The organism is Pseudomonas sp. PA-7-1E (genome assembly GCF_021605325.1).
GTDB lineage: Bacteria > Pseudomonadota > Gammaproteobacteria > Pseudomonadales > Pseudomonadaceae > Aquipseudomonas > Aquipseudomonas fluorescens_BV.
Window position 1 is genome coordinate 102,696 of sequence record NZ_WKFA01000017.1, and the last position, 21,859, is coordinate 124,554.

Sequence of the window (21,859 nt, forward strand, 5' to 3'; positions counted from 1 at the left end):
CCTAACGGCGTGAGCGGCACAGTTTTTCGATCAAGGAGATCAACGAGTCATGGCCCACGGGTTTGCTGACATGCGCATTAAAGCCCGATTCAGTCGCCTTTTTCTGGTCATTGCCAGCGCCATAGCCCGTTAAGGCGATGGCGGGAGCCTGTCGAAGGTGGCTTACTTTGCGCAGCTTCTGCATCAGCTCATGGCCATTCATTTTAGGCATGCCGATGTCCGAAATAATCACGTCGTACTGGGCATCCCGGGCTGTTTCAAGTGCGCTTAACGGGTCGCTGAAGGCGCTCACTTGGGCGCCTTCCATTTCCAGCAGCATGTTCAGCACCTCAAGGACTTCGGCTGAATCATCGACCAGTAAAACCTTGAGGCCATTGAGGCGCTGATCTTCGTTCTGGGTAGCGCCGCTATCCAGCAGATGATCCTGCTGTTCGCACAGCGGCAACCAGATCGAAAAGGTGCAACCGAAGCCCAGCCCTCGCGAATGCACGCTCACCGAACCGCCGTGGGCCTCCACCAGCTGCCGCACCAACGACAAGCCAATCCCCAGGCCTTCGCGCTGGTGAGTCTGGTGCTGGTTTTCCGCTTGCCCGAACAGGTCGAAGATTTCTTCCAGGCTTTCTTGGGCCAGGCCCGCGCCGCTGTCGATGACGTCCAGTTGCGCGCGCCCGTCCGAGCGGCTGACCACCAACTGCACCTGGCCGTCTTCGGGGGTGAATTTCAGGGCGTTGTTGACGAGGTTCCAGATCACTTGCTCGATGCGCGTGGGGTCTACGTCAACGATCAACGGGCCCGGCACCGAAGGTGTCTGAAGGCTGACCTGGCGACGATGACCGTCGGCAAGGACCACGCTGTGAATGTCCTTGAGGGTGCGAATCAGGTCGATCGGTTGCTTTTTCAGCTTCAGTTTGCCCGTGCGAACCCGGGCGACATCCAGCAGGTCGTCAATGATCCGCGCCTGGCTGGACACCGCTTCGCAGATGGTATTGACCGCCTTGATGGCCGGGCCCGCGACCTTGGTGGCTGGCAAGCGCCGCAACAGTTCGGCGTTCAGCTGGATCAGGTTCAACGGATGCTTGAGTTCGTGGGACATCACCGCGAAGAACTCATCCTTGAGATGGCTTTTGGTCTGGGTTTCCTTCAAGCGCTGATTCTGTTCGTCCTGGGTGCGTTTGTGGCCGGTAAGGTCGCGGGCAATCTTGACGTAGCCGCGCAAGCTGTCGCTCTTGAGCTGCGTCACCTCGCCACTGCAATAGAAACGGCTGCCATCCTTGCGCACATGCCAGCGTTCATCTTCGCCACGCCCATGTTCGCGGGCGGTGCGCAGTTCGCTCTCCGGCACGCCAGCGGAGCGGTCTTCCGGGGAGAAAATCAGGTCGTAGTAAGCGCCCAGCACCTCGTCCTTGGTGTAGCCGAAGATCAGTTCGGCACCGGTGTTCCAGTCGGTGATGGCGCCGTGGTCATCGAGGATGATGATGGCAAAGTCGTGGGTGCTCTCGGCAACCAGACGCATGCGCTCCTCGCCCAGGCGCAGTTCCTCTTCGGCCTGACGCCGCTTGGTGATATCAATGAAGGTCAGCACGGTGCCATCAATGTGGTCTTCACTGGAGCGGTAAGGCAGCAACCGCGCAATGTACCAGCGGTCGTCGTTGCTGCTGATTTCCCGCTCGATCAAGCTCAGGGACTCAAACACGGTGGCGGCGTCTTCGGTCATTTGCGGGTAATTGAGGCGGTGGGTGATGTCCAGCAATGAGCGTCCGGTGTCCACCGGCAACATACTGAAAATATCCGTGGCCCGTGGCGTGAACCAACGGATGCGCATGTTGCGGTCGACAAAGACCGTGGCGATGTCGGTGGACGCGATCAGGTTGGTCAGGTAGTCGTTGACCTTGTCCGTCTCTTCCACCTTGGTCTTGAGCTCGAAATTGACGGTCAGCAATTCTTCGTTGATCGACTGCAACTCTTCCTTGCTGGTTTCCAACTCCTCGGTGGCCGAGCGCAGTTCTTCGTTGACGGCCTGCATTTCTTCGTTGGAGGCCTTGAGTTCCTCGCTGGAGACTTCCGCCTGTTCGATGGTGTCCTGCAGGTGCAACTTGGTGCGTTGCAGCTCGCGCTCCAGGTTGCTCATGATCGCGTTTTCGGCCTGGCTGACGGTGTCGATGTCGGGCAGCTGTGGGTCGACGGCGGTTTCCTGGAAGATCACCAGCACGTAGTCGTTTTCGGTCGCTTCATCGCGGTAGGGGCGGGCGCTGATGTCCACCAGGAAGGGGCCTTGCTCGCGTTGGATGCGGATCTTGCGCGAAGACACCGGGCTATTCGATTGCTGGACCTGAAACAAGGTGGTGCGGATATCGAGGCGTAAATCGGGATGCACCAACGTCAGCAGGTTGTGCGTCACCTCGCCGGCCACGTAGCGCAGGAATCGACCTGCGCCTTCGCTCATGTGCAGGATATCGGCCTGCATATTCACGATAACGCTGGGCGGCGCGGCTTTTTCCAGAGCGCGCAGATGGATGTCCGCGAACGAGACCTTGCTGGGCGCCTTGGTTTCAATCGCCAGCGTCCTGGCGCTCGGGCGCAGGTAGCCGCCTCGCGGCATGGTCGGGGCGCGACGCACGGCGGACGAGCCGGCACGCACCCTGAAAATGCGGTTGCGCTTGTCCACCGGTACAAACAGGTCCAGGCAGCCGTCGGCCGACTCCGAGGAGCCGAGAAACAGGTAACCTCCGGGGCGCAACGCGAAGTGGAACATTTGCAGGATGTCGCGTTGCACTTCGCGGTCCAGGTAGATCAACAGGTTGCGGCACACGATCAGGTCGATCTGCGAGAACGGTGGGTCGGCCAACAGGCTGTGTTTGGCGAACAGTACCTTTTCGCGAATTTCCTTGCGCACCCGGTAGTGCTGGTTCTTCTCCTTGGCAAAGTACTGGCGCAACCGTTGAGGCGGTACGTCGGTGATGATCGCTTCGGGGTACACGCCGTTGCGGCCATGGGTAATGGCCCGCTCATCAATATCAGTGGCAAACACCTGCATCTTTGCACCGCTGGCGTCCAGCGCCAGTTGCTCGGCCACCAGCATCGCCAGGCTGTAGGCCTCTTCGCCGGTGGAGCATCCTGCCGACCAGATACGCACTTCCTCACGGTGCGGCACGCTGTCTTCCAGTGACTTCACCAGGTTGGGGATTACGTCTCGCTCAAGCGCTTCGAAGGCCTCGCGGTCGCGAAAGAAGTTGGTCACGCCAATCAGCATGTCGCCCAGCAAAGCCTTGGTTTCGTCCGGGTTGGCCTGGAGGAAGTTGTAATAGGTGGCGAGGTCGGGTTGGGCCGTGACCTGCAAGCGCCGCTCGATACGACGTAACACCGTGGCGCGCTTGTAATGCTTGAAGTCATGCCCGGTACTGGCGCGCAACTGGATCAGAATATCCAGCAACAGCTGCTCGGCCACGGCGGCATCGCGTTCGGTACTGGGTGGGGTGGTCTTGATCTCAGGGTCGTTGGCGGTGGGCAGCACAATCGACTGGGCATTGCGCCACAGTTCCAGCAGCTTCTGCGGCATTTCCACCACAGGCAGCACCAGGTCGACCATCTGGGTTTCGATGGCCGCCAGCGGCATGCCATCGTACTCGGCGTCTTCCGGTGCTTGTACCAGGGTGATGCCGCCTTGCTCTTTGATGCGCGACAGCCCTACCGCGCCATCTGAGCCGGTACCAGACAGGATCAGACAAAACGCGCGTTCTTTATGGGTGTCTGCCAGGTCGCGAAAAAACAGGTCGATGGCAATGTGCGGTCCACCTTCGCGCACGGCAGGTGAGACCGCGAGGTAGCCATCATTCATCTTCAAGAGCTGTGCTGGCGAGATGACGTACACGTGATTCTTTTCGATGGGCGTGGCGTCATTGACCTGCGACACCGGCATGCGGGTCGTTTCCTGAATGATCTTGCCCGCCACACTTTGATGGTCGGGCGAAAGATGCAGGATCACCACAAAGGCCATGCCGCAGTCTCTGGGCATGTGCTCGAAGAACGCTTTCACGGCTTGCAGCCCGCCCGCCGACGCGCCAATACCCACCACCGGGAAATTCAAGTTGCTGGGGGTCAGATCTTTGCGTTGCGGAACGTTGGGGGACCGCGGGGGGGCAGACTTCATAAATACCAACCTTGGATAACGGCGCACAGGAAGACGGGTGTAGAGGGAAGAACTTGAGCAACGAGGGCGAGGGCTGAACCGACAGTGAAATATAGCTGAAAACCTGCCGCCAACAAAAAATGCGTTTAGGCCACCCGGTCATTCGACCGACCACTTACACCCGGTTGAGGCGCGCAGCCTGCGGAAGGTTTAATCAAACTGACGAGTGGCCATCGTGGTAGCACGGTTATCCGATTTTCTGAAAATCCGTCTGAACTTCGCTTCCTGGCGAACCCTCGCAAAGAGAAACCCACCCAGGAGACGTTCTGATGAACAGCTATCCAAAACCACCCTTCAACGCCCAGCAACAGCCCGTACCCGGTGAGCAGCGCAAGATGGACCCGATGCCCGATTGCGGTGAGCAGTCATACCAAGGCTCGGGCCGGCTCGCCAATAAAATCGCCTTGGTCACCGGGGCCGACAGCGGCATCGGACGGGCCGTGGCCATTGCCTTCGCACGTGAAGGCGCGGACGTGGCGGTGTCGTATCTGGATGAACATGAAGACGCCAAGGAGACCGCACGCTGGGTCGAGGCGGCGGGTCGTCAATGCCTGTTACTGCCCGGCGACCTGGGCGATGCGGCGCAGTGCACGGCCATCGTCAACGACACCGTGGAGAAGTTCGGCCGCATCGATGTGCTGGTCAACAACGCAGCGTTCCAGATGACCTATCAATCGCTGGAAGACATCCCCGACGAGGACTGGGTGAAAACCTTCAACGTCAACATCACCGCGATGTTTCGCATCTGCAAGGCCGCGCTGCCGCATATGGCCGAGGGCAGTTCGATCATCAACACCAGCTCGGTCAACTCCGATATGCCCAACCCCAGCCTGTTGCCCTATGCGGCCACCAAAGGCGCGATTGCCAACTTCACCGCCGGCCTGGCGCAGATGCTCGGCGAGCGCGGGATTCGCGTCAACAGCGTGGCCCCCGGGCCTATCTGGACGCCGTTGATCGTCTCGACGATGACGCCGGACATGGTGAAAAACTTTGGCGGCAACACCCCATTGGGACGCCCAGGCCAGCCAGTGGAAGTGGCGCCGATCTACGTGCTGCTGGCGTCGGATGAAGGCAGCTACATCTCCGGCGAACGCTACGGCGTGACGGGTGGCAAGCCGATACTTTGATCAGTGATTGAGGAGGGCGGTATGAGCGAAGCCTCGAAGCACCACGAACCGAATCCTTCTGAGCGCAAGGTGCGCCCGGCGGCGGCTAAGCGAAACGATAAGTCGCAGGCACCGGCAGGCGGGCAACAGGCACATAGGCAAGGCGGTGTCGCTCCTGGAGGGCCTTCAACAGACCCTGAGTCAGGGGCGTGAACGCGAGGGGATATACACTCGGCCTGACATCCTGATTGGTTGTCAGGCCGCTATCGCAGGCAAGCCAGCTCCCACATTTGGATCGCGGGGGTGTCAGGTCGATGCATGCTGGCTGACGTTATTTTCGCTTGGACCGATGAATTCGCATCCACTCTCGATAGGCCACTGTACGCTGCGCATCCGCACGTTTCTTCGCCTCGGTAAAGCGCGCCCACGTCTGCGCATCGCCGCTGTAGGACTCAATGATCTCGTACGCCAACGCGTCCAATCGATCCGCTTCGAAGAACATCTCGGCGTTTCGCGTGACCTCGTCGTCCCGCCTGTTTGTAGTTGTGTAACCAAGAGTCTGACTGTTCATCCTCTGAGGCCCTCCGCCCATTGAATCTGTGCCGCGCCACTCCAGCGCACCTGGGTAATGCCGTATTTCTCCGCCATCGGTTTGGACACACGCTTGAACGTGTGTTGCCCAAATTTGGGGATGACCGCCACACCAGCGTCACAACTGGCCCAATGCCAAGCCTCGGCATTGTCCATGCGCGGTGCGCGCACGATGAAGGACTTGGGCTCGCCGTGCAGCTGGTACTCGATAGTGAAAAGGTCGTTTTGTTTCATGAGGCCTCCTTGATACTCATGAACTACAGATATTTGACGTCAAAAAAAATTCAAATAAGTTGTCCGACAATTCGATGATTGGGCGCAGGGCGTGGACGAGACCTAATCGTCTACCGTAAAGGTGACCCATCCAGGCCCATCGGCCGGGCGTTGCAGCTCGGCGATGACCCCGCTGACAGAGGAGCCGTCGGGCAAATTGACGGTGATAAAGTTGGGATTGCCGGGCCAATCCATTGGCGTGTCAAAGTCCAAGCGCGCGATGGTCGGTTTACCGCTACTGGTCATTTGGATGTTTTTTGATTCGTTAAGGCGTTCATCTGAGGGTGTTCCAAGATGGCGCGAGGCAGTGATGACACTGGCAATACCTTGGTAGTCGTAAGACATGCTGGGTTACCTCATGTAAAGGGAACAACGAAGATCAAATGTGGGAGCGGGCTTGCTCGCGAAGACGTCCGTCCATTAAACATTGACGTGACTGATCCACCGCCTTCGCGAGCAAGCCCGCTCCCACAGAGGAGTTGTGCTTGACTGGCTGGTATTCGGGATTTGCCCCGTTTTCATTTGTGACGAGCCGAATATTTGCGCGCAACGACAACGCCGCCCACTAGCAGCGCTGCGCCTATTGCAACCATCCCATAGGGCGTACGGCGGGTTTGCCGCCAGCCGCCTTCGACACGACGTTCGCCGCTTGCCGGGGTGTAGAGGTTGCCCGTAGAGGTCACGGCGCGCGGGCTGCGCTCCAGGCCGAGGCGGGTGAGCCAACCGGATAACCGGGCAAAGCCGGGCAGCAAAAAATGCGCGACGCGGGCCACGGTGGCAGCGCTGCCTACCGTGGTGCTGTCCCTCGGTTGCAGCGCACAGGCCACCATCGCTTGCGCGACTTTATGTGGGTCGTAGACCGGTGGCGGTGGCGTCAACTCGTGGCCGGTAAAATTGCCGCCATCGCGAAAGCCCGGTGTGTCCATCACGGCGGGATAGATGTCGCACACATGAATATCCGGGTAGTCAGTCAGCTCGCCGCGCAGTGCCTCAGTCAGGCCGCGCAGGCCGTATTTACTGGCGGAGTAGGCGACGGCATAGGGCTGGGCTACCCAACTGCCCAGCGACAAGGTGTTGATCAGAGTGCCGCGGTGCTGGGCTTTGAAATAGGGCCACACCACGTGGGCGCCGCGCAGGTACCCGAGCAGGTCGGTTTGCAGCACCTGTTCGTGGGCTTCCAGGGGCGTGTCCTCGAAACTGCCGACGGCGCCTACTCCGGCGTTGTTGATCCAGATATCGATGCGGCCATTGCCGAAGGCAGCCGCTTGTTCGGCAAGGGCGCGCATCTGGTCGCCCTGGGTTACATCGGTTTTAACGGCGATGGCCTCGGCGCCACGCGCAGCGCATTCCTCGACCACCTCTTCCAAGGCTTTTTCATCTCGGGCCGCCAATACCAAGCGGGTACTTTGCTCGGCAAAGGCGTGAGCAGCCGCGCGACCAATGCCACTGGAGGCGCCGGTGATCACCACGGTCTTGCCGTGCAGTTTCCCCTTGGCCTGCATGACGCCAGGCGAATCCTCGGGCACGTGGACGGGCACCGGGTGCAGTTGCAGGCGGGTACCGTCAGTCAGTATCAGGGTCAGGTTTTCGACGGTGCCAGCGACGCGGTCGGGAAACACCGGTTCGCCTGTGGCGTCGAGCTCATCATAGATAAAAGTCTGGCCTTCAAGCCATCCGACGGCCGTCATCAATTCAGGGCCTAGGTAGTACTTTCCGTCCAGGAAAAACCCGCTGAAGTTCGGTGTGCGCTCCAGGTTTTCCACGGCGTATCGCTCGCCAGGCCTCATTCCGGTTGCGGTATCAATCATCATGACATCCTCCTTTGGCTGGTCTTGGGTAGAGAAAGGCCCGCAAATGATCGTTCAATCCAAATGACTGAATGGCGGTGTCAATGTTGATGGGCCTTCAGGGTCGGGTCGGCGATCTGGATAACCGTGCCCTGGCGCCACGCGTCCGCCCCAGGGGCGATGGGCGGCGCGGGGATATCGGTACGCGTCTTTTTCTTGTCGGCACTGTCGATGCCCAGGCGTTTATCTCGCTCGGCGACCATGCGCGGGTCAGCCTGGCCGTCGGCGGTAAAGCCCATCATCAGCTGAGGCACGCCTAACGGGAGGCGTTTATCCAGATCGGTATGCCAGGTGTGCCAGGTCTTGCCGTAGGTGTGCACCAGCTTCTCCATCAGCGCATGTTCCGCCACCTCAGGAATTCCCGGCGCGACCAGTTGCCCTGACTTCACTTCATGCACATGGCTGTGCCACAGCGCCTTTTCAGGCGCGGGCAACGTGTTGAACTGCGCCTCGCTGATGATGTACTCCACGCCCATCAACTTCGCATCCTTGCGGTTGCCGTCGTAGATCACGCACTGGATGACCTCTTCATTGAGGATTGCGCAGTAGTGATGGGCTTCCATTTGTACATCGGGATGGCCGTTGTAGAAGTGAAAGCCGTCCAGGTAGGCGTTCAGTGCGTCAATCGGCGGGCGTGATTGAAGCAGGGCGGCGCCGGCTTCCAGTGTTCGGGTCGAGGGTGTTGTGGGTTTTCCGGGGGCCTCGACATTCGAGGGTGAGTTGTTGCCAGCGCAGGCGCTGAGCAGGGCCAGCGTCACTGCTGCGGCCAGGGATTGGGTCACTTGATGGATGGGGTTGTCAGTCATGGTCGGCTGCCTCCTGTTGCCGGTGTGTTCATGCGCGATGATCAAAGCCAGGTTTGATCCTGTTCTCGTTGGAAAGACGCGCGTACGGGGCGTTCAAAATGCTTTGAGTTGAACACTCACTCATTCATCAGGTCGTTTTTTATAGAGGCGCTGACAGCGCAATTGCTTACCTGCCAGTGAGGTGTTCATCCCATGCACAAGACTGAAAATCCAGCGTCGACGCTGCTTACCCAATTGCTCCAGGCACGCGGGCCGGGCGGTCAGGAGGACGAGGTGCGCGCCATATGCCTGGAAAGCCTGACGCCGTTGTGCGATGAGGCCTGGGTCGATCCGGCAGGTAATGTGGTGGGTTTGATCAAGGGCAAACCCAGCGATGCCGAGCCTGCCGGTGCGGTTAAAGTCATGGCGCATATGGATGAAATCGCCATGGTGGTTAAACGCGTCGAGGCGGATGGCACGTTGCGGGTGACGGCGTTGGGTGGGGCCAACCCGGTCAACTTTGGTGTGTGCCCGGTGGATATCCTGGGGGACGCACGCATCCTTCCTGGCGTGCTGTCCTTTGGCTCGATGCACGCGACCAGTAATACGGCACAAGGGGCTGATGTGCTCTCGGGCGATGTGCACTGGAACGACGTTCATGTGATCACGCGATGCACTGCCCAGGCATTACGCGAGCACGGCATTCGGCCAGGAAGCCGTGTGGTGCTGAGCCGGCATTGGCGTGAGCCCTTCCAAGTGGGCGATGCCATTGCCGCGCATTTTCTGGATGACCGCGCCCCGATTGCTGCCGTTCTGCATACAGCCCAGCTGCTGGCTTCGCGCCGGGAGGCGTTGGCCAGGGATGTCTATCTGGTATTCACCACCCTCGAAGAGGAGTGCAATGCCGGGGCAATGTATGCCGCGTCGACGCTACCCGGCGACACCACCATCGCGGTGGAGGTGGGGCCGGTCATGCAGGAATACGGCACGCGCCTGGCCGTCGACCCGATCATCAATACCGGGGACCAGAAAGGCTATTACACCCGGGCGGTGGTCAACGACCTGGCGGCTGCCGCAGAGCGCTGCGGCTACAGCCCCCAATATGCGCTGTTGGTGGATTTCGCTTCGGATGCCAGTGCGGTCATGAGTAACGGGACCTGTGCCCGCGCCGGCTGCCTGGCCATTCCAACGGAAAATACCCATGGTTATGAATTGATTGTGGATGGGGCGGTGCAGGCCTGTGCCGCGACATTGGCCGAGTACCTTGCAACCTGATAGACGGGGCAAGGTACGCTGACCGGCGTGGGGCTCAGATTGGGCCGCTTGGAGAATCTGTCTCCTGCCTGATTTCATCGGCCGCATTGGGTTGCCCCAGCTTGCTGTATTGCTCGCGCAATTTTTGCAACTCACGCGACCCAAGCTTATCCAGGCTTAACGCCGCATTGTGAGCTTCTTTGGTGGCACGAATCAGCTCGTCCAGTTTCAGATGAAGAATATCGTTGTCACGGTTCTGGGTATTCTGGATCAGGAACACCATCAGGAAGGTGATGATGGTGGTGGAGGTATTGATGATTAACTGCCAGGTGTCGTTGTAATGAAAGTAAGGCCCGGTGAGCGCCCAAACAGCAATCAAGCTGACGGCTGTCAGAAAGGTTTTTGAGCTGCCCGCCTGGTTGGAGAGTTTTTGGCAGAATTTCGCGAACTTCATGGTGCTGTCTCCTGGGGGATGTTCCTCTGTAGACCCCAGCAGAATTTCGAAATTCTTTTTTACAAATCGTTTTTTTTGACAAAAATCAATGAGCAAATCCCTCTTGCAAAGGAGCACTCAGCATGTCGGTCGCTGCTTCTATCGTTGAATACCTCAAGCACCATCAGTTGGTCATCACGACGGCGGAGTCGTGTACCGCAGGCAAGATCATCACCTTGCTTTCGCAGGTCGACGGCAGCGGTTCGTGGATCGAAAGCGGGTACGTGGTGTATTCGCCAGAAGCGAAACAGCGGCTGTTGAACGTGCGTCGCTATACCATCGATACCTTCAATCTCACCAGCTGTGAGGTCGCTCAGGAAATGGCCCAAGGCGCGCTGCGCGACAGCCCCGCTGATGTGGCGGTCGCCACCACTGGCCTGCTGGGGCCGGATGGAATTGATGGCATTCCCCCAGGCACTGTCTGTTTTGCCTGGGCCTATCGAAACGGCGGGGCACTGAGTGTGTTCAGTCGCAAGGAACGCTTTATGGGTTCTCGTGAGCAGGTGCAGTTGGCCGCGTCTCTTCATGCATTGAAATGGCTGCCGCATTTTCACCAACGGGCGATGGTCGGTGAACGCGCCTAATGCTGCCAAGTGTGCGCGTTTACGGCTGCGGTTCGATGTCCATCAGCAAGTCGCCGTTGGTCAAGGATTCAGCCTCCTGCACCACGCCACGATAGGCCTGACCATTCCATTCAAAGCTAATCCAGTGGGCCTTCGGCAATAGCTTTGGCCATGGCGGTGCAAGCCGCAACTGCACGCCGGGCGCAGTGCGCACAAGTTGCCCCATGCATTCGCTGGCGAGCGTGTTCACACCGAACAGCGTGTCATGCAGGTATTGAATGTTGACCGGTTGCAGCGTTGCGTCAGTAGCGTCTGGCATATCTGTTACCCCACCGATGACAGCCAGAAAGACTGTCTGGCGATGACCATTTCTTCACGTATTTCCCGCACAAGCCGGTTGATCCCCGAAACACCGTGGTAGTGGGCGCGGTTGATGTTCGCGATGGTGAATTGGTCCATACCGTGCGCCGTTACAGTGACTGAAAGGCTGCCGTCTGCGTTGAGCGCGCACTTGACCGCGCACTTGGGAAGGCGAGCGGACAGGGCCGTTTCGATTTCGGCTTTCGTTAGCGTATCCATGAGTTCACCGCATAAAGGACTCAGCGCGTTAAGGCTAGCTCAGAATCAGTTGGCGTAAATACTGGCAAGGTAATGGCTGCTGGGGCAGATGTTCTACCTTACATATTTCTGGCCCTTTCTAGGAGCGTTCCTAAATACGCCGGCTGAAGGTCTGCCGATAATTCGCACATCCCCACTTATGTGTGCTCTGCCATGTCCTTCCTACCTATTCGTGTTCTGGTCATCGAAGAACACCCGTTCAAGCGGCTTGTTGCCACCCAGGTGTTCCGGGAGGTCGGGTGTGAAGAGGTGGCCGCCGTTGCCGATGTCGTGGCGGCCGTTGAGTTGCTCGAGCGTACCGGGCCTGTCGATATCGCCTTGTGCAACTTGAAGGACGAGGGCGCACACGGCTTGAGGGCCATCGAAGTGCTCGGCCGTGGCCACTTGGCTAAAGCGCTCATTATGTTCAGCGCCCATGGCACGGACCTGCACGATGCAATTGATCGCATGGCAGGCCTGTTGGGCATCAGTGTATTGGGTTATGTGGACTTCCCGGTGCCAGCAAGCGCCATTGCGCCTATGCTCAGCCGCTACTTGGAGAGGATTGGCGCGCCGACAAAGCAGGCGCGCCGAAGCAGCCGGTCTGGGTTCTTGAGCAAGGCCTGCGTGGCTGGGGGTTTTTCAAGGCATGAGTTCAAGGCGTTCTTCCAGCCCAAGTTCAATTTGAGCACGGGGCACGTGCGCGGTTTTGAAGTGCTGGCGCGTTGGCAACATCCACAGTACGGCCTGTTGTATCCGGCAGATTTTTTGCCGCTGCTCGCTCAAGTTGGCGCATTGGATGAACTGTTCTTCGCGCTGTTGCAACAAGGCCTTGAGTTCTTGCAGCAGTCGGCAGAGCAGCAGCAGGTCTTATCGCTGGCATTCAACCTGGAGTCCGACCAGCTCGGTCGTGGCTCATTATTGCCGCGTCTTTGCGATTCACTCCAATCCCACGCCATTGCTGCGTGTCGTCTGACGTTTGAAATCACTGAATGCGGCCTGCTGGAAGTTTCTCCCGCCGTGCTCGACACCCTGATACGACTGCGCATGATGGGTGCCGGCCTGTCGATTGATGACTTCGGCACCGGCTATTCCTCGCTGGAGCGCCTGTGCCAGTTGCCGTTTACCGAAATCAAACTGGACGCCGCATTTACCCGCGATCTTCAAAGCAGTGCGCGCAACCGTGCCGTGGTCAGTAGCACATTGGCACTGGGCGAGGCACTGGGCATGCGAGTGGTGGTGGAGGGCGTCGAGAACGAAAACCAGCGCCAGGGATTACTGAAGCTGGGATGCAACGAGGCCCAGGGCTATCTCTGTGCTCGTCCCATGAACGCTGCGCGCGCGTTGGCCTGGCTGGCGACCCAGTTGAACTCGCGCAGCAATATTTGATGTCAATCAGGAGGGCTTTTATGTCCAATCCACGTTTGCGGATCGCGTTGGTAGATAGCGATGCCACCCGGCGAATGAGTATTGAAAAAGACCTTGGCCATTTGGGATACCACCGCGTTGTGCCTGTCGATTCCCTCAAGGTGTTGATTACGTTATTGGATAACGCAAGGGATGTATTTGATCTGTTGGTGATCAATGAAGAAACCGTGCACGCGGCGGGCGCACAGTTTAAGCAAATGCTTGAGGAGTACGCGTGTGTCAGACACTCATTGATTTATCAGGGCGTGACCCTGCAAGCGTTTCCCGATAATCCAGTCACGGCGCAACGCTGCGGCTTTATTGCCTCCGGTGTTCCGGACCGATCGATTCTGGCGCGCGTCATGGATCGGGTGGATGTGCAAATAAAACAGCGCTCGGGCAGACCGTTGCTGGAATCCAATTAATCCTGATGTGAGCTATTGCACGCTTTTCGCGGGACCCGCCACCGCCTCAGTTTTATGCTTTTAGTCCCATTCCTATTTGCTTCTTTTTAGGCACTGATAAGCTTTTTCGCTGAAACAATCTCGGGAAATTCTTTGTCATGATCTTAAATGCCGCCGTGCCTAACGAGTTCAGCGCCCTGCGCGTGATCACGTTGGCAACCGACCCTGCGTGTGTCTTGCGCCTCGCCTCTGCGTTGGGTGGCATGGGGGTCACGCCGCTGGCCACGGTCGCCTCGCTGGAGGCGCTGCAGGCGTGGTTAAGCGCGCACCGCGTGGACATCATCGTGTGCGAAATCCGCTCCGAGTGTGGCGATGGCTTGATGTTGCCAAGTGTGCTCAAAGCACTGCATGACGCGGGTACGTTAATGCAGTTTCCGAGTATTTTCTGGACCGGCGAAACCACCCTGAATGTGCAGGAAAATTTGATCGAAGCAACAGTTACACCGGCGTGCGAAGCGCCCGCTAAGCAGTTGTGGGTCAAGCACATGGGCGGCGTAGCCATCAGCGCACTGGAATCCCATTCGCGCCTGGCGCAGTCGGCGGGAATCAGCGTGCAGATCTTGCGTGACGGTGGCCCGCTGGAGCTGGGCGATGCCTTGCGCACGGTGCTGCTGACCCTCGCTCAACCGGACCCCAAGCTGCAGGCCATGACGTTTGAGTCGCTGGCTGAGGATGAAGTCATCAACGCCCTGACCACCGGCGAGGGATTGCGCTTTGTCTTTCAGCCACAGTTCGAGTTGCTGAGCCGGCGCATCGTCGGCGCTGAGGCGTTGGTGCGCTGGAAGCACCCGCGCTTTGGTGAAATTCCGCCTGCGGTGTTGATGCCGCTGGTCAACCGTCTCGGCCTGGACCTGTTGCTGTTCAGCCTGGTGGAGATGTGGACTCTGCGCGTGATGCTAGCGTTAAAGCGCGAAAACATTACGATCCCTATCGCGGTGAATGCGTCGGCCAAGACCCTGTGCACCCCCAATTTTGCCGAGCGCCTGGCCTTGCGCATGCGCCAGGCAGATCTGCCGAGCCGCTTGCTGAAAGTCGAACTGACCGAAGATGTGCAGGAGCCGGATGAGCTGCATCTTTCGGCGTCATTGACGACTATTCGCGCCAAGGGTTTTCAGGTTTCGCTGGATGACTTCGGCAGCGGCGCAGCCACTTTCAAGCTGTTGGCGAACCTGTCGTTTGATGAAATGAAAATCGACGGCTCGTTTGTGCGCGGTGTCGAGCAGCACGCCTCGTCACGCAAGGTGATCGCAGGCATTGTGAACTGGGCAGGTCTGCTTAACCTGAGCCTGGTGGCGGAGGGGATCGAGGACGAGTCCACGATCCCCCTGCTGCACCGCCTGGGTTGCCGGGTAGGGCAGGGCTATGCGCTGGCGCGCCCGATGGAAATAGACGCCTTCTTGAACTTTGTGATTGAGCGGGAAAAGAACGGCTGAGGCTGTAAAGTTTGGCGGGCAGGTAAGTATTGGAACTTGATGTGTGTAGGTCAGCTCTTGGTTTTTAGGAGTTTTCTTATATTAAGTTTTTCGCAGATCTATTAAGTTTTATACCGTTGTTATTGTGAAGAATTGGCGCATTTTTTAACTGCGATGGTGAGCCTGTGCGCGTTAAGTTATAGGGAGTGAGCGTGTGGCGTGTGATGTTCAGTTGCACGGATGTAATTGATGAAATGGATGAGTCTGAGAGGACCTTAACTTATTCAGAGTGAGGCAGCGCTGTTGTCCATTTTTTTGCACGCTATACAGAGTGTTCCGTCATTTATGAAACGCCTACAAATTGCTTTGCTGGATGATCATGCAATCGTGCGGCATGGTTTGGTCAATCGGTTGGTACAGGAACCTGATTTTGAAGTGGTGGGGGTCTACGCTCGCAGTCGTGAGTTGATGGCCGGCCTGCTGACACACCCGGCCGAGGTGTTGTTGCTCGATTTTGTGCTCGGCCCTCATGAGCTGGATGGCATCCTGCTGATCCGTGCTCTGCGGGTAAAGTACCCGGGCTGCCGAATCCTGGTGTTTTCCACTCACCATGACGCGGCCACGGTGATTCTTGCCCTGCGCGTCGGTGCCCGTGGGTTTATCGGCAAGGGTGAAGACATGAGCCAATTGATCAGCGCAGTGCGGCTGGTGGCCTCGGGCGCTGTCTACCTGAGTGCTGACATGGCCTATCGGGTGGCCGAAGCCACGGCGGTCAACTATGACGGTGAGGAGCAATCACGCGATGACGCGATGCGTTTTGTCAGCTTGTCTGCGCGGGAGCAAGAGGTGATCCGCTGTTACCTGTCGGGCATGACCATCACCGAAATTGCTGAAAAATTCAGCCGCAGTATCAAGACCATCAGTTCGCAAAAGGCCTCGGCTTTTCGCAAGTTGGGCGTGATGTCCAACAACGAGCTGTTTCGGATCAAGCACATCATCGAGAGTGTTTAACGCTAAACGCAGGCCACGCCGACGCGCGCAAAAACAGCGGTAGGCGGGCGTGCCCTTTGGCGGTTGTTGCATATACTCCTTGAAGTGCCGTAATAGCTGTCCCTGTTGTTTGACCGCGCCACCTAAGCGGGGCCAAGTGGGTTCGAATACGATGAAACCTGTACGCATTGCTCTATTGGATGACCACGCTGTTGTTCGGCATGGGCTCGCCAACACCTTGGCGGCCGAGGCCAACTTTGACGTGGTTGGCATTTATGAAAAAAGCCGCGACTTGCTCGCCGGCCTGGTCAGCGCTCCGGCTGACCTGCTGCTGCTGGATTTCTCCCTGAGCCCCGACGAGATGGATGGCGTATCGCTGATCCGCGCCTTGCGGGTCAAGTTTCCCAGTTGCCAGATCCTGGTGTTGTCCGCCCATCATGACCCGGCTACCGTGGCCCTGGCCATGCGGGTCGGTGCCCGTGGCTTTGTTGGCAAGGGCGAGGACATGACGCAAGTGGTCAAGGCCATTCGCAAGGTGGTCTCCGGCGCGGTGTACCTGAGCACCGACATGACGTATCGCCTGGCGGAAACCGTCACCAGCGAGACGCGCAAAGACCCCAGCGAAGCCTCGGATGCCCTGGTCCAGGCCGAGCTGACCAGCCGTGAGCAGGAGGTGATCCGCTGCTATCTGGCGGGCATGACCGTGAGTGAAATCGCAGAAAAATTCAATCGCAGCATCAAGACCATCAGCACCCAGAAAACCTCAGCGTTTCGCAAATTGGGGGTCACCTCGAACAATGAACTGTTCAAGCTCAATAAAATCATCGGCTCACCATGAGGCGATGGCGACCGGGTGCCCTCTTATTCATGTTGCTGATGCTGGATGCCGCGCTTGCCTGTGCGGCGCCGGTTGAGCTGACGGAGCAGGAGCGGCTGTGGATAGCGCAGCATCCGGTCCTTCGAGTGGGGGTGATGGAAAACCTGGTCCCCTTCGAGTACATGAGTAATGGCGTGCTGCAAGGGCGGCCGGTGCAGTACCTGCAATATGTGCGCGATGCCACGGGGCTTGAATTCACCTATGTGCCGGTCAAGACCCGGGCTGCACGTGAGCGCATGCTATTGGATGGCCAGGTAGACCTGCTGTCTTCGCACTTTCGCTTTCGTGACGAGCCGCCTATCGAGGATCTTACCGCGCTGGTCTACGACACTACCGTGCCGATCATCGTGACCCGTGTCGACGACGCCGATATTTTTGACCTTGACCAGCTACAAGATAAAACGGTCGTGATCCCCGATGTGGAGTATTACGAGCAGTTGCTCAGAAAAAGGGCACCCCGAGCCACTCTGATCAAAAGCCCCCAGGCCTTGGCCATGCTGAACACCCTCCGGGACGGTGGTGCCGATGCAGTCGTGGCCTCCGAAGCCTTCTTGATGCCCTATTTGTATCGACAGTTTCAGGGCGTGCTGGAAATTTCTGGCGTGGTGGGCAGCAGCATGTTGGATGTGAACATGGCGGTGCGCACCGATAACGCCATGCTGGCCTCGATCATTGGCAAAGCCCTAGGCTCGATCAGCCCCTCACAACAGAATGCGATGTACGAGCATTGGTACCGGGACCTGGAGGTAGATGCGCCGACCCTGTGGGACATCGCCAGCCATTACTTGCATCTTTTGATCCTGGGCATGTTGGCGTTGATTGGCTTGTGTGTGCTGGTCTATCGCGGTTACCGCCAGCAGCGGCAGGCCGAGCGGAACGAGCAGGAAAAAACCATGTTCCTGGCGGTGATGGGTCACGAAATACGCTCGCCAATGAACGCCGTGCTGGCGGCCATGGAGCTGCTGTGGCACACCCGACTCAATGACCAGCAGCGCCACTTCGCGCACTTGGCCAACAGCGGCGCCAATATGCTGGTGCGCTTGCTCGATGATGTGCTGCACCGGCCGGATTCAGGGGCCAAGGCGTTACGTCTGACACTTGAGGCGACGGATGTCATCGCGCTGGTGCATGGCGTAGTGGGCTTGCATCGCCTGCGTGCGGGGGAAAAACACTTGAGTCTGAATGTGAGCGTGCAGACACCCCTGCCGTCGTTGTGGCTTGACCGTTCGCGGCTGACGCAGGTGTTTCATAACCTGTTGTCTAACGCCATCAAGTTCACCGATACCGGCGCTGTTGACATCACCCTGCGCCTGGAAGACTTGCTGGACGGTAAGCATCAGTTGCAGGTTGAAGTCCGCGACACCGGCATCGGTATGGGCGAAGCGGTGCAGGCCTCTTTGTTCCGGCCTTATGCCCAGGCGAGTCAGTCCTACAAGCGTGCGGGAGGCAGCGGCCTGGGGCTGATGATATGTCGGCAATTGGTCGATTTGATGCAAGGCTCGCTGACCCTGCGCAGCGAGCCGGGAGTGGGGACGTGTATCAACCTGTACTTGCCCGCAACCCTTGCCCCTGAGGCCGCTGAACCGACGCGAGCCCCAGCCCCAATGCCTTTGCATGTCACCGATGGTTTGCAGCTGCTGGTGGTGGAAGACACCCTGGCCAACCAGGAAGTGCTGCGGGCGCAAATCAGCGGGTTTGGTTGTGTGCCAGTGATTGCCGCCGATGCGGCCCAGGCCCGCGTGCGGTTCGCTGAGCGCGCTTACGCGTTGGTATTGATGGACTGCGACCTGCCGGATCAGGACGGCTACAGCCTGGTCTGCGAACTGCGGGCGCTCGAACAGCAATGGGGGCGAGCGCGCTGCCCGATCATTGCCATTTCCGCCTTGACCGGCGAGCAGCACCTTCAACGCTGCCTGGCGGCGGGCATGGATGGGGCGTTGAGCAAGCCCATACGTCTGGGGCAGTTGAGTGACGTGATCGAGCAATGGTGCGGCGTCACGTTGGCGGCACCGCGTGCCAGCTTGATGGCCCCGACACTTGATCAGGCCGCTATCAACCGTGAGATGGCGGCCGACCTGGGGAGCCTGCTCAGGGCGATGGCGCTCTGTGATCGCCCTTCGGCCATCCATGTTGCCCATCGGTTACACGGCGCGGCACTGATCATCGAATGGCCGGCCCTGGCCCAGGCGGCCGCGCACATGGAGAACCTGTTGCGGGCAGAGGAGGGCTGGGGCAACCCGGTTTACGTGCACACGCTTCAGGCGTTGGTTCAGCACTGGCGTGCCGTGAGCGAGGAGACCCCGCTGGACATGCTGGCCATGGTCGCGCCGCCGCCGATGACGCAACAATGAAGGTTGTACGGTTGCGCCTGCTGCTGGGGTGGTTGCTGCTGGCAAGCGCGGGCCTGGCCGATGCGCAGGCCGACCCGCCGTCGATGACCTTGACCCAGCAAGAGCGTGACTGGATCGCCGCCAACCCCGTGCTGCGTGTCGGTGTGTTCGACAACCTGCTGCCCTTCGAGTACATCAGCGACGGCCAGTTGCGTGGGCTATCGGCCAAGTACCTGGGTTTGATTGCGGCGCGTACGGGCCTGCATTTTCAGTCGGTGGTCACCGGCAATCGTAGCGCCCGCAAGGACATGCTGATCAGCGGCGAGGTGGATATCTTGCCAACCCGGCGCCGCGACGACGATCCGGTCAAGGACCTGGGCATGCGCTATACGACGCCCTACAACACCAGTTCCACCATCCTCGTCAGCCGCTTTGGCCAACAGCCATTCGTGGACCTGGAACAACTTGCCGGCAAACGCCTGGTGATGTTGGGGCGCGAGGGGTATCAGGCGTTTTTGCAGCAGAAAGTCCCCGGCATAACGGTGATCTCCGGCCAGAACGCTGTCGACATCATGGCGATGGTCAAGGACGGTCGGGCGGATGCCGCCATCGCCTCTGAATGGTTACTGATCCCCTATCTTTCCCGGCAGTATCAGGGGGTGTTGCAAGTATCCGGGGTGGTGCCGCAATTGCACACCGGCGTGAGCATGGCGGTGCGTGACAGCGACGCGATCCTGTTGTCGATCCTGGAAAAAGTGCTGGGGTCCATCAGCAACGATGAGCGCAAAGCGATCTATGACGCCTGGTTCGATGACATGAACCTGGACATTCCGACGATCAAGGACATCGCCGAGCATTTCCAGGGTGAGTTGTGGCTGTTGCTGTCGGTGATGCTGCTGTTGATCGCGTTCGCCTGGCAAAGCCGTCGTCAGCGCCGCCAGGCCGTGCAGAGCGAGCGGGAAAAGGCGATGTTTTTGGCGGTGGTCAGCCATGAAGTGCGTTCGCCGATGAACGCGGTGCTGGCGGCTATCGAGTTGTTGGAGCACACACCGCTGGACGAACAGCAGCGCCACTTCACTCAATTGGCCAACAGCGGCGCCAATACCTTGCTGCGGCTGGTGGATGACGTGCTGGACATTTCCAGGGTGGAGGCCGGGGAACTGACCCTGACCCTGGAGCCTGTGGACCTCTGGGCCTTAGTCCAGCAGGTGGTGGAGGAGTATCGCGCCGGCGCCGAAAAAAAAGGCCTGTTGCTGACATTGAGTGGTGAACGCCCCAGCGGCCCCTTGATGCTGGAGGGCATGCGCTTGAGTCAGGTGCTGCGCAACCTGATCTCCAATGCGGTCAAGTTCACTGAGGTAGGCGGGGTGGAGGTGCAGCTCAAGGTGGTTGAATGGCCAGAGGTTCCTGTGCCGCACGTGCTGATCCGCATCATCGACAGCGGCATTGGCTTGTCACAGCAGGCGCAGGCCAGCCTGTTTCGGCCCTATGCACGGGCCAAGCACTCTTACAAACGTACCGGTGGTAGCGGGCTTGGCCTGGTGATTTGCCGTCGCCTCGTGAGGCTGATGTCGGGTGAGCTGACCCTCAACAGCACCCAAGGCGTGGGTACTGAGGTTGAAGTCAAACTGTCTGTCGAGTGGGCCAAGACCCTGGATATACCCCAGGCTGAAGCGGCGCAGGCCCAAGTGGAGGGTAACGGTGTACACGTGTTGGTGGTGCAGGCGCCTGTGACCGGCCAACAGACACTGCCTGCACACCTGCAAGCGCTGGGTTGTAGGGTGTTGCTGGCGGTTGATGGCGCCCAAGGGTTGACGCTATTCAATGTGCGACGGGTCGATATGGTATTGATCGATTGCGACTTGCCAAACAGTGAAATCGAGCCGCTGGCGGGCGCCTTTCGTGAGTTGGAGCAGGTGTTGCAGCGTGCCCATTGTCCGCTTGTAGCTGTCGCGGGCTTCAGCGATAACGAGCACCTTGAGCGTTGTTTTGATGCGGGGCTCGACGGGGTGCTGGTCAAGCCGGTTACACCGGCCAAGTTGCAGCAGATGATCGAGCTTTGGTGTGACATGCCGCAAGGTCCGCTGCCGGCAATGCCCAAGGAAGAGCCAGAGGAGGAGTCGCATATCCTGCGCACGGCCTTCAACGACTTGATCGAGGCACTGGCCTTGCGCGAGCGAAGCCAAGCGTTGCAGGCAGTTCAGCGTCTGCACGAGGCGGCGCTGGGGCTGGAGCGGGACGACCTGGTGGGCACTGTCGAAAGCCTGGGACGGCTATTGCGCGATGAGCGTGACTGGCCAGCGCAGCAGATTGCCGAGCGTCTCAGCGTGCTGCTTGGTCAAAGGCCTGCGCCAGCATAGCCTCGTTGCTGTACCCGCTCGTTCTCACAGGTGGGGCTTGCCTTAATGCCGTTCAGTTAAGCGTATATCGCCCTCTGTAGGAGCGAGCTTGCTCGCGAAAAACGTCAACGATAATGTGTGCTTCCTGAATGAGCGCGGCGCCTGTGAGTTTTTCGCGAGCAAGCTCGCTCCTACAAAATGCCTTAACTGAACGGCATTAGGGATGGTCTGAAGTAGCCCCTGTTTTCCGGCTACTTCGCCATCGACACTTTCAAAAAACGGTAGCCGCTCAAATCCCGGTCAAACCTGCCGTCTATTTCAGCCTTTTTTGCCGCTGCAAGCACC

At 58.9% G+C, this 21,859-nt stretch carries 19 protein-coding genes; 10 read left to right on the forward strand and 9 right to left on the reverse strand.

The features are described 5' to 3' along the window. Window position 1: 1 nt before the first annotated feature. Window positions 2–4,147 carry a CheR family methyltransferase gene (locus GIW79_RS13970; protein WP_236477379.1) on the reverse strand — a complete coding sequence of 1,382 codons (4,146 nt, stop codon included), beginning with the start codon at window positions 4,145–4,147 and terminating at the stop codon, window positions 2–4. A 308-nt stretch (window positions 4,148–4,455) separates the two neighbouring features. Here GIW79_RS13970 and GIW79_RS13975 point away from each other — a divergent pair, with 308 nt between their 5' ends. Next, window positions 4,456–5,313, forward strand: a complete 858-nt coding sequence (locus tag GIW79_RS13975) for an SDR family oxidoreductase (protein WP_014718015.1) — start codon at window positions 4,456–4,458, stop codon at window positions 5,311–5,313. A gap of 310 nt (window positions 5,314–5,623) precedes the next feature. Here the strand turns inward: GIW79_RS13975 and GIW79_RS13980 are convergent, their stop codons facing one another. From GIW79_RS13980 to GIW79_RS14000, 5 genes are all read right to left on the reverse strand, one after another. Beyond that, a complete protein-coding gene (locus GIW79_RS13980; protein WP_019821471.1) occupies window positions 5,624–5,863 on the reverse strand; it encodes a hypothetical protein in 240 nt (79 codons plus the stop codon). Further along, window positions 5,860–6,117: a DUF6555 family protein gene (locus GIW79_RS13985; RefSeq protein ID WP_236455799.1), complete on the reverse strand. Its 258-nt coding sequence runs from the start codon at window positions 6,115–6,117 to the stop codon at window positions 5,860–5,862. The genes GIW79_RS13980 and GIW79_RS13985 overlap by 4 nt, the downstream gene beginning before the upstream one ends. A 102-nt stretch (window positions 6,118–6,219) precedes the next feature. Beyond that, window positions 6,220–6,501 carry a hypothetical protein gene (locus GIW79_RS13990; RefSeq protein WP_020303208.1) on the reverse strand — a complete coding sequence of 94 codons (282 nt, stop codon included), beginning with the start codon at window positions 6,499–6,501 and terminating at the stop codon, window positions 6,220–6,222. Between the two features lie 173 nt (window positions 6,502–6,674). Then, window positions 6,675–7,964 carry an SDR family oxidoreductase gene (locus GIW79_RS13995; protein WP_236455801.1) on the reverse strand — a complete coding sequence of 430 codons (1,290 nt, stop codon included), beginning with the start codon at window positions 7,962–7,964 and terminating at the stop codon, window positions 6,675–6,677. Between the two features lie 80 nt (window positions 7,965–8,044). Further along, window positions 8,045–8,809, reverse strand: a complete 765-nt coding sequence (locus GIW79_RS14000; protein WP_072448501.1) for an OBAP family protein — start codon at window positions 8,807–8,809, stop codon at window positions 8,045–8,047. A 192-nt stretch (window positions 8,810–9,001) separates the two neighbouring features. Between GIW79_RS14000 and GIW79_RS14005 the strand changes: the two genes are divergently transcribed. After that, window positions 9,002–10,063, forward strand: coding sequence for a M28 family peptidase (locus GIW79_RS14005; RefSeq protein ID WP_072448503.1), 1,062 nt, complete (start codon window positions 9,002–9,004; stop codon window positions 10,061–10,063). A 34-nt stretch (window positions 10,064–10,097) separates the two neighbouring features. On the opposite strand, the gene GIW79_RS14010 is transcribed toward GIW79_RS14005, so the two are convergent. Then, the gene (locus tag GIW79_RS14010) at window positions 10,098–10,496 is read right to left on the reverse strand and encodes a low affinity iron permease family protein (protein ID WP_014718020.1); all 399 of its coding nucleotides are present in this window, start codon (window positions 10,494–10,496) and stop codon (window positions 10,098–10,100) included. A gap of 122 nt (window positions 10,497–10,618) precedes the next feature. Between GIW79_RS14010 and GIW79_RS14015 the strand changes: the two genes are divergently transcribed. Continuing rightward, window positions 10,619–11,119: a CinA family protein gene (locus GIW79_RS14015; RefSeq protein WP_054895711.1), complete on the forward strand. Its 501-nt coding sequence runs from the start codon at window positions 10,619–10,621 to the stop codon at window positions 11,117–11,119. Window positions 11,120–11,138: 19 nt separating this feature from the next. Here the strand turns inward: GIW79_RS14015 and GIW79_RS14020 are convergent, their stop codons facing one another. Both GIW79_RS14020 and GIW79_RS14025 read right to left on the reverse strand, forming a co-directional pair. Next, a complete protein-coding gene (locus tag GIW79_RS14020; protein ID WP_020303212.1) occupies window positions 11,139–11,417 on the reverse strand; it encodes a hypothetical protein in 279 nt (92 codons plus the stop codon). A 5-nt stretch (window positions 11,418–11,422) separates the two neighbouring features. Further along, entirely contained in the window at window positions 11,423–11,677 is a 255-nt protein-coding gene (locus tag GIW79_RS14025; protein ID WP_014718023.1) for a hypothetical protein, read from the reverse strand. A 192-nt stretch (window positions 11,678–11,869) separates the two neighbouring features. On the opposite strand from GIW79_RS14025, the gene GIW79_RS14030 reads away from it, so the two are divergent. From GIW79_RS14030 to GIW79_RS14060, 7 genes are all read left to right on the forward strand, one after another. Further along, window positions 11,870–13,084: an EAL domain-containing response regulator gene (locus GIW79_RS14030; RefSeq protein ID WP_054895710.1), complete on the forward strand. Its 1,215-nt coding sequence runs from the start codon at window positions 11,870–11,872 to the stop codon at window positions 13,082–13,084. Between the two features lie 20 nt (window positions 13,085–13,104). Continuing rightward, the gene (locus GIW79_RS14035; RefSeq protein WP_032892354.1) at window positions 13,105–13,527 is read left to right on the forward strand and encodes a hypothetical protein; all 423 of its coding nucleotides are present in this window, start codon (window positions 13,105–13,107) and stop codon (window positions 13,525–13,527) included. A gap of 137 nt (window positions 13,528–13,664) precedes the next feature. Then, the gene (locus tag GIW79_RS14040; protein ID WP_054895709.1) at window positions 13,665–14,999 is read left to right on the forward strand and encodes an EAL domain-containing protein; all 1,335 of its coding nucleotides are present in this window, start codon (window positions 13,665–13,667) and stop codon (window positions 14,997–14,999) included. A 324-nt stretch (window positions 15,000–15,323) separates the two neighbouring features. Continuing rightward, window positions 15,324–15,989, forward strand: coding sequence for a response regulator transcription factor (locus GIW79_RS14045; RefSeq protein ID WP_032892352.1), 666 nt, complete (start codon window positions 15,324–15,326; stop codon window positions 15,987–15,989). Between the two features lie 151 nt (window positions 15,990–16,140). Next, window positions 16,141–16,806 carry a response regulator transcription factor gene (locus tag GIW79_RS14050; protein ID WP_003190442.1) on the forward strand — a complete coding sequence of 222 codons (666 nt, stop codon included), beginning with the start codon at window positions 16,141–16,143 and terminating at the stop codon, window positions 16,804–16,806. Between the two features lie 29 nt (window positions 16,807–16,835). Continuing rightward, entirely contained in the window at window positions 16,836–19,196 is a 2,361-nt protein-coding gene (locus GIW79_RS14055) for an ATP-binding protein (RefSeq protein WP_054895708.1), read from the forward strand. Next, window positions 19,193–21,535 carry an ATP-binding protein gene (locus GIW79_RS14060; protein WP_236455797.1) on the forward strand — a complete coding sequence of 781 codons (2,343 nt, stop codon included), beginning with the start codon at window positions 19,193–19,195 and terminating at the stop codon, window positions 21,533–21,535. Before GIW79_RS14055 ends, GIW79_RS14060 begins: the two co-directional genes overlap by 4 nt. Window positions 21,536–21,859: the final 324 nt, after the last annotated feature.

Bases quoted from the DNA above. Each gene is read 5' to 3' on its own strand.
- GIW79_RS13970 (WP_236477379.1), bottom strand. From the start codon at position 4,147: ATGAAGTCTGCCCCCCCGCGGTCCCCCAACGTTCCGCAACGCAAAGAT.
- GIW79_RS14000 (WP_072448501.1), bottom strand. From the start codon at position 8,809: ATGACTGACAACCCCATCCATCAAGTGACCCAATCCCTGGCCGCAGCA.
- GIW79_RS13995 (WP_236455801.1), bottom strand. From the start codon at position 7,964: ATGATTGATACCGCAACCGGAATGAGGCCTGGCGAGCGATACGCCGTG.
- GIW79_RS13980 (WP_019821471.1), bottom strand. From the start codon at position 5,863: ATGAACAGTCAGACTCTTGGTTACACAACTACAAACAGGCGGGACGAC.
- GIW79_RS13990 (WP_020303208.1), bottom strand. From the start codon at position 6,501: ATGTCTTACGACTACCAAGGTATTGCCAGTGTCATCACTGCCTCGCGC.
- GIW79_RS14020 (WP_020303212.1), bottom strand. From the start codon at position 11,417: ATGCCAGACGCTACTGACGCAACGCTGCAACCGGTCAACATTCAATAC.
- GIW79_RS14015 (WP_054895711.1), top strand. From the start codon at position 10,619: ATGTCGGTCGCTGCTTCTATCGTTGAATACCTCAAGCACCATCAGTTG.
- GIW79_RS14045 (WP_032892352.1), top strand. From the start codon at position 15,324: ATGAAACGCCTACAAATTGCTTTGCTGGATGATCATGCAATCGTGCGG.
- GIW79_RS14025 (WP_014718023.1), bottom strand. From the start codon at position 11,677: ATGGATACGCTAACGAAAGCCGAAATCGAAACGGCCCTGTCCGCTCGC.
- GIW79_RS13975 (WP_014718015.1), top strand. From the start codon at position 4,456: ATGAACAGCTATCCAAAACCACCCTTCAACGCCCAGCAACAGCCCGTA.
- GIW79_RS14005 (WP_072448503.1), top strand. From the start codon at position 9,002: ATGCACAAGACTGAAAATCCAGCGTCGACGCTGCTTACCCAATTGCTC.
- GIW79_RS14035 (WP_032892354.1), top strand. From the start codon at position 13,105: ATGTCCAATCCACGTTTGCGGATCGCGTTGGTAGATAGCGATGCCACC.
- GIW79_RS14010 (WP_014718020.1), bottom strand. From the start codon at position 10,496: ATGAAGTTCGCGAAATTCTGCCAAAAACTCTCCAACCAGGCGGGCAGC.
- GIW79_RS14055 (WP_054895708.1), top strand. From the start codon at position 16,836: ATGTTGCTGATGCTGGATGCCGCGCTTGCCTGTGCGGCGCCGGTTGAG.
- GIW79_RS14060 (WP_236455797.1), top strand. From the start codon at position 19,193: ATGAAGGTTGTACGGTTGCGCCTGCTGCTGGGGTGGTTGCTGCTGGCA.
- GIW79_RS14040 (WP_054895709.1), top strand. From the start codon at position 13,665: ATGATCTTAAATGCCGCCGTGCCTAACGAGTTCAGCGCCCTGCGCGTG.
- GIW79_RS13985 (WP_236455799.1), bottom strand. From the start codon at position 6,117: ATGAAACAAAACGACCTTTTCACTATCGAGTACCAGCTGCACGGCGAG.
- GIW79_RS14050 (WP_003190442.1), top strand. From the start codon at position 16,141: ATGAAACCTGTACGCATTGCTCTATTGGATGACCACGCTGTTGTTCGG.
- GIW79_RS14030 (WP_054895710.1), top strand. From the start codon at position 11,870: ATGTCCTTCCTACCTATTCGTGTTCTGGTCATCGAAGAACACCCGTTC.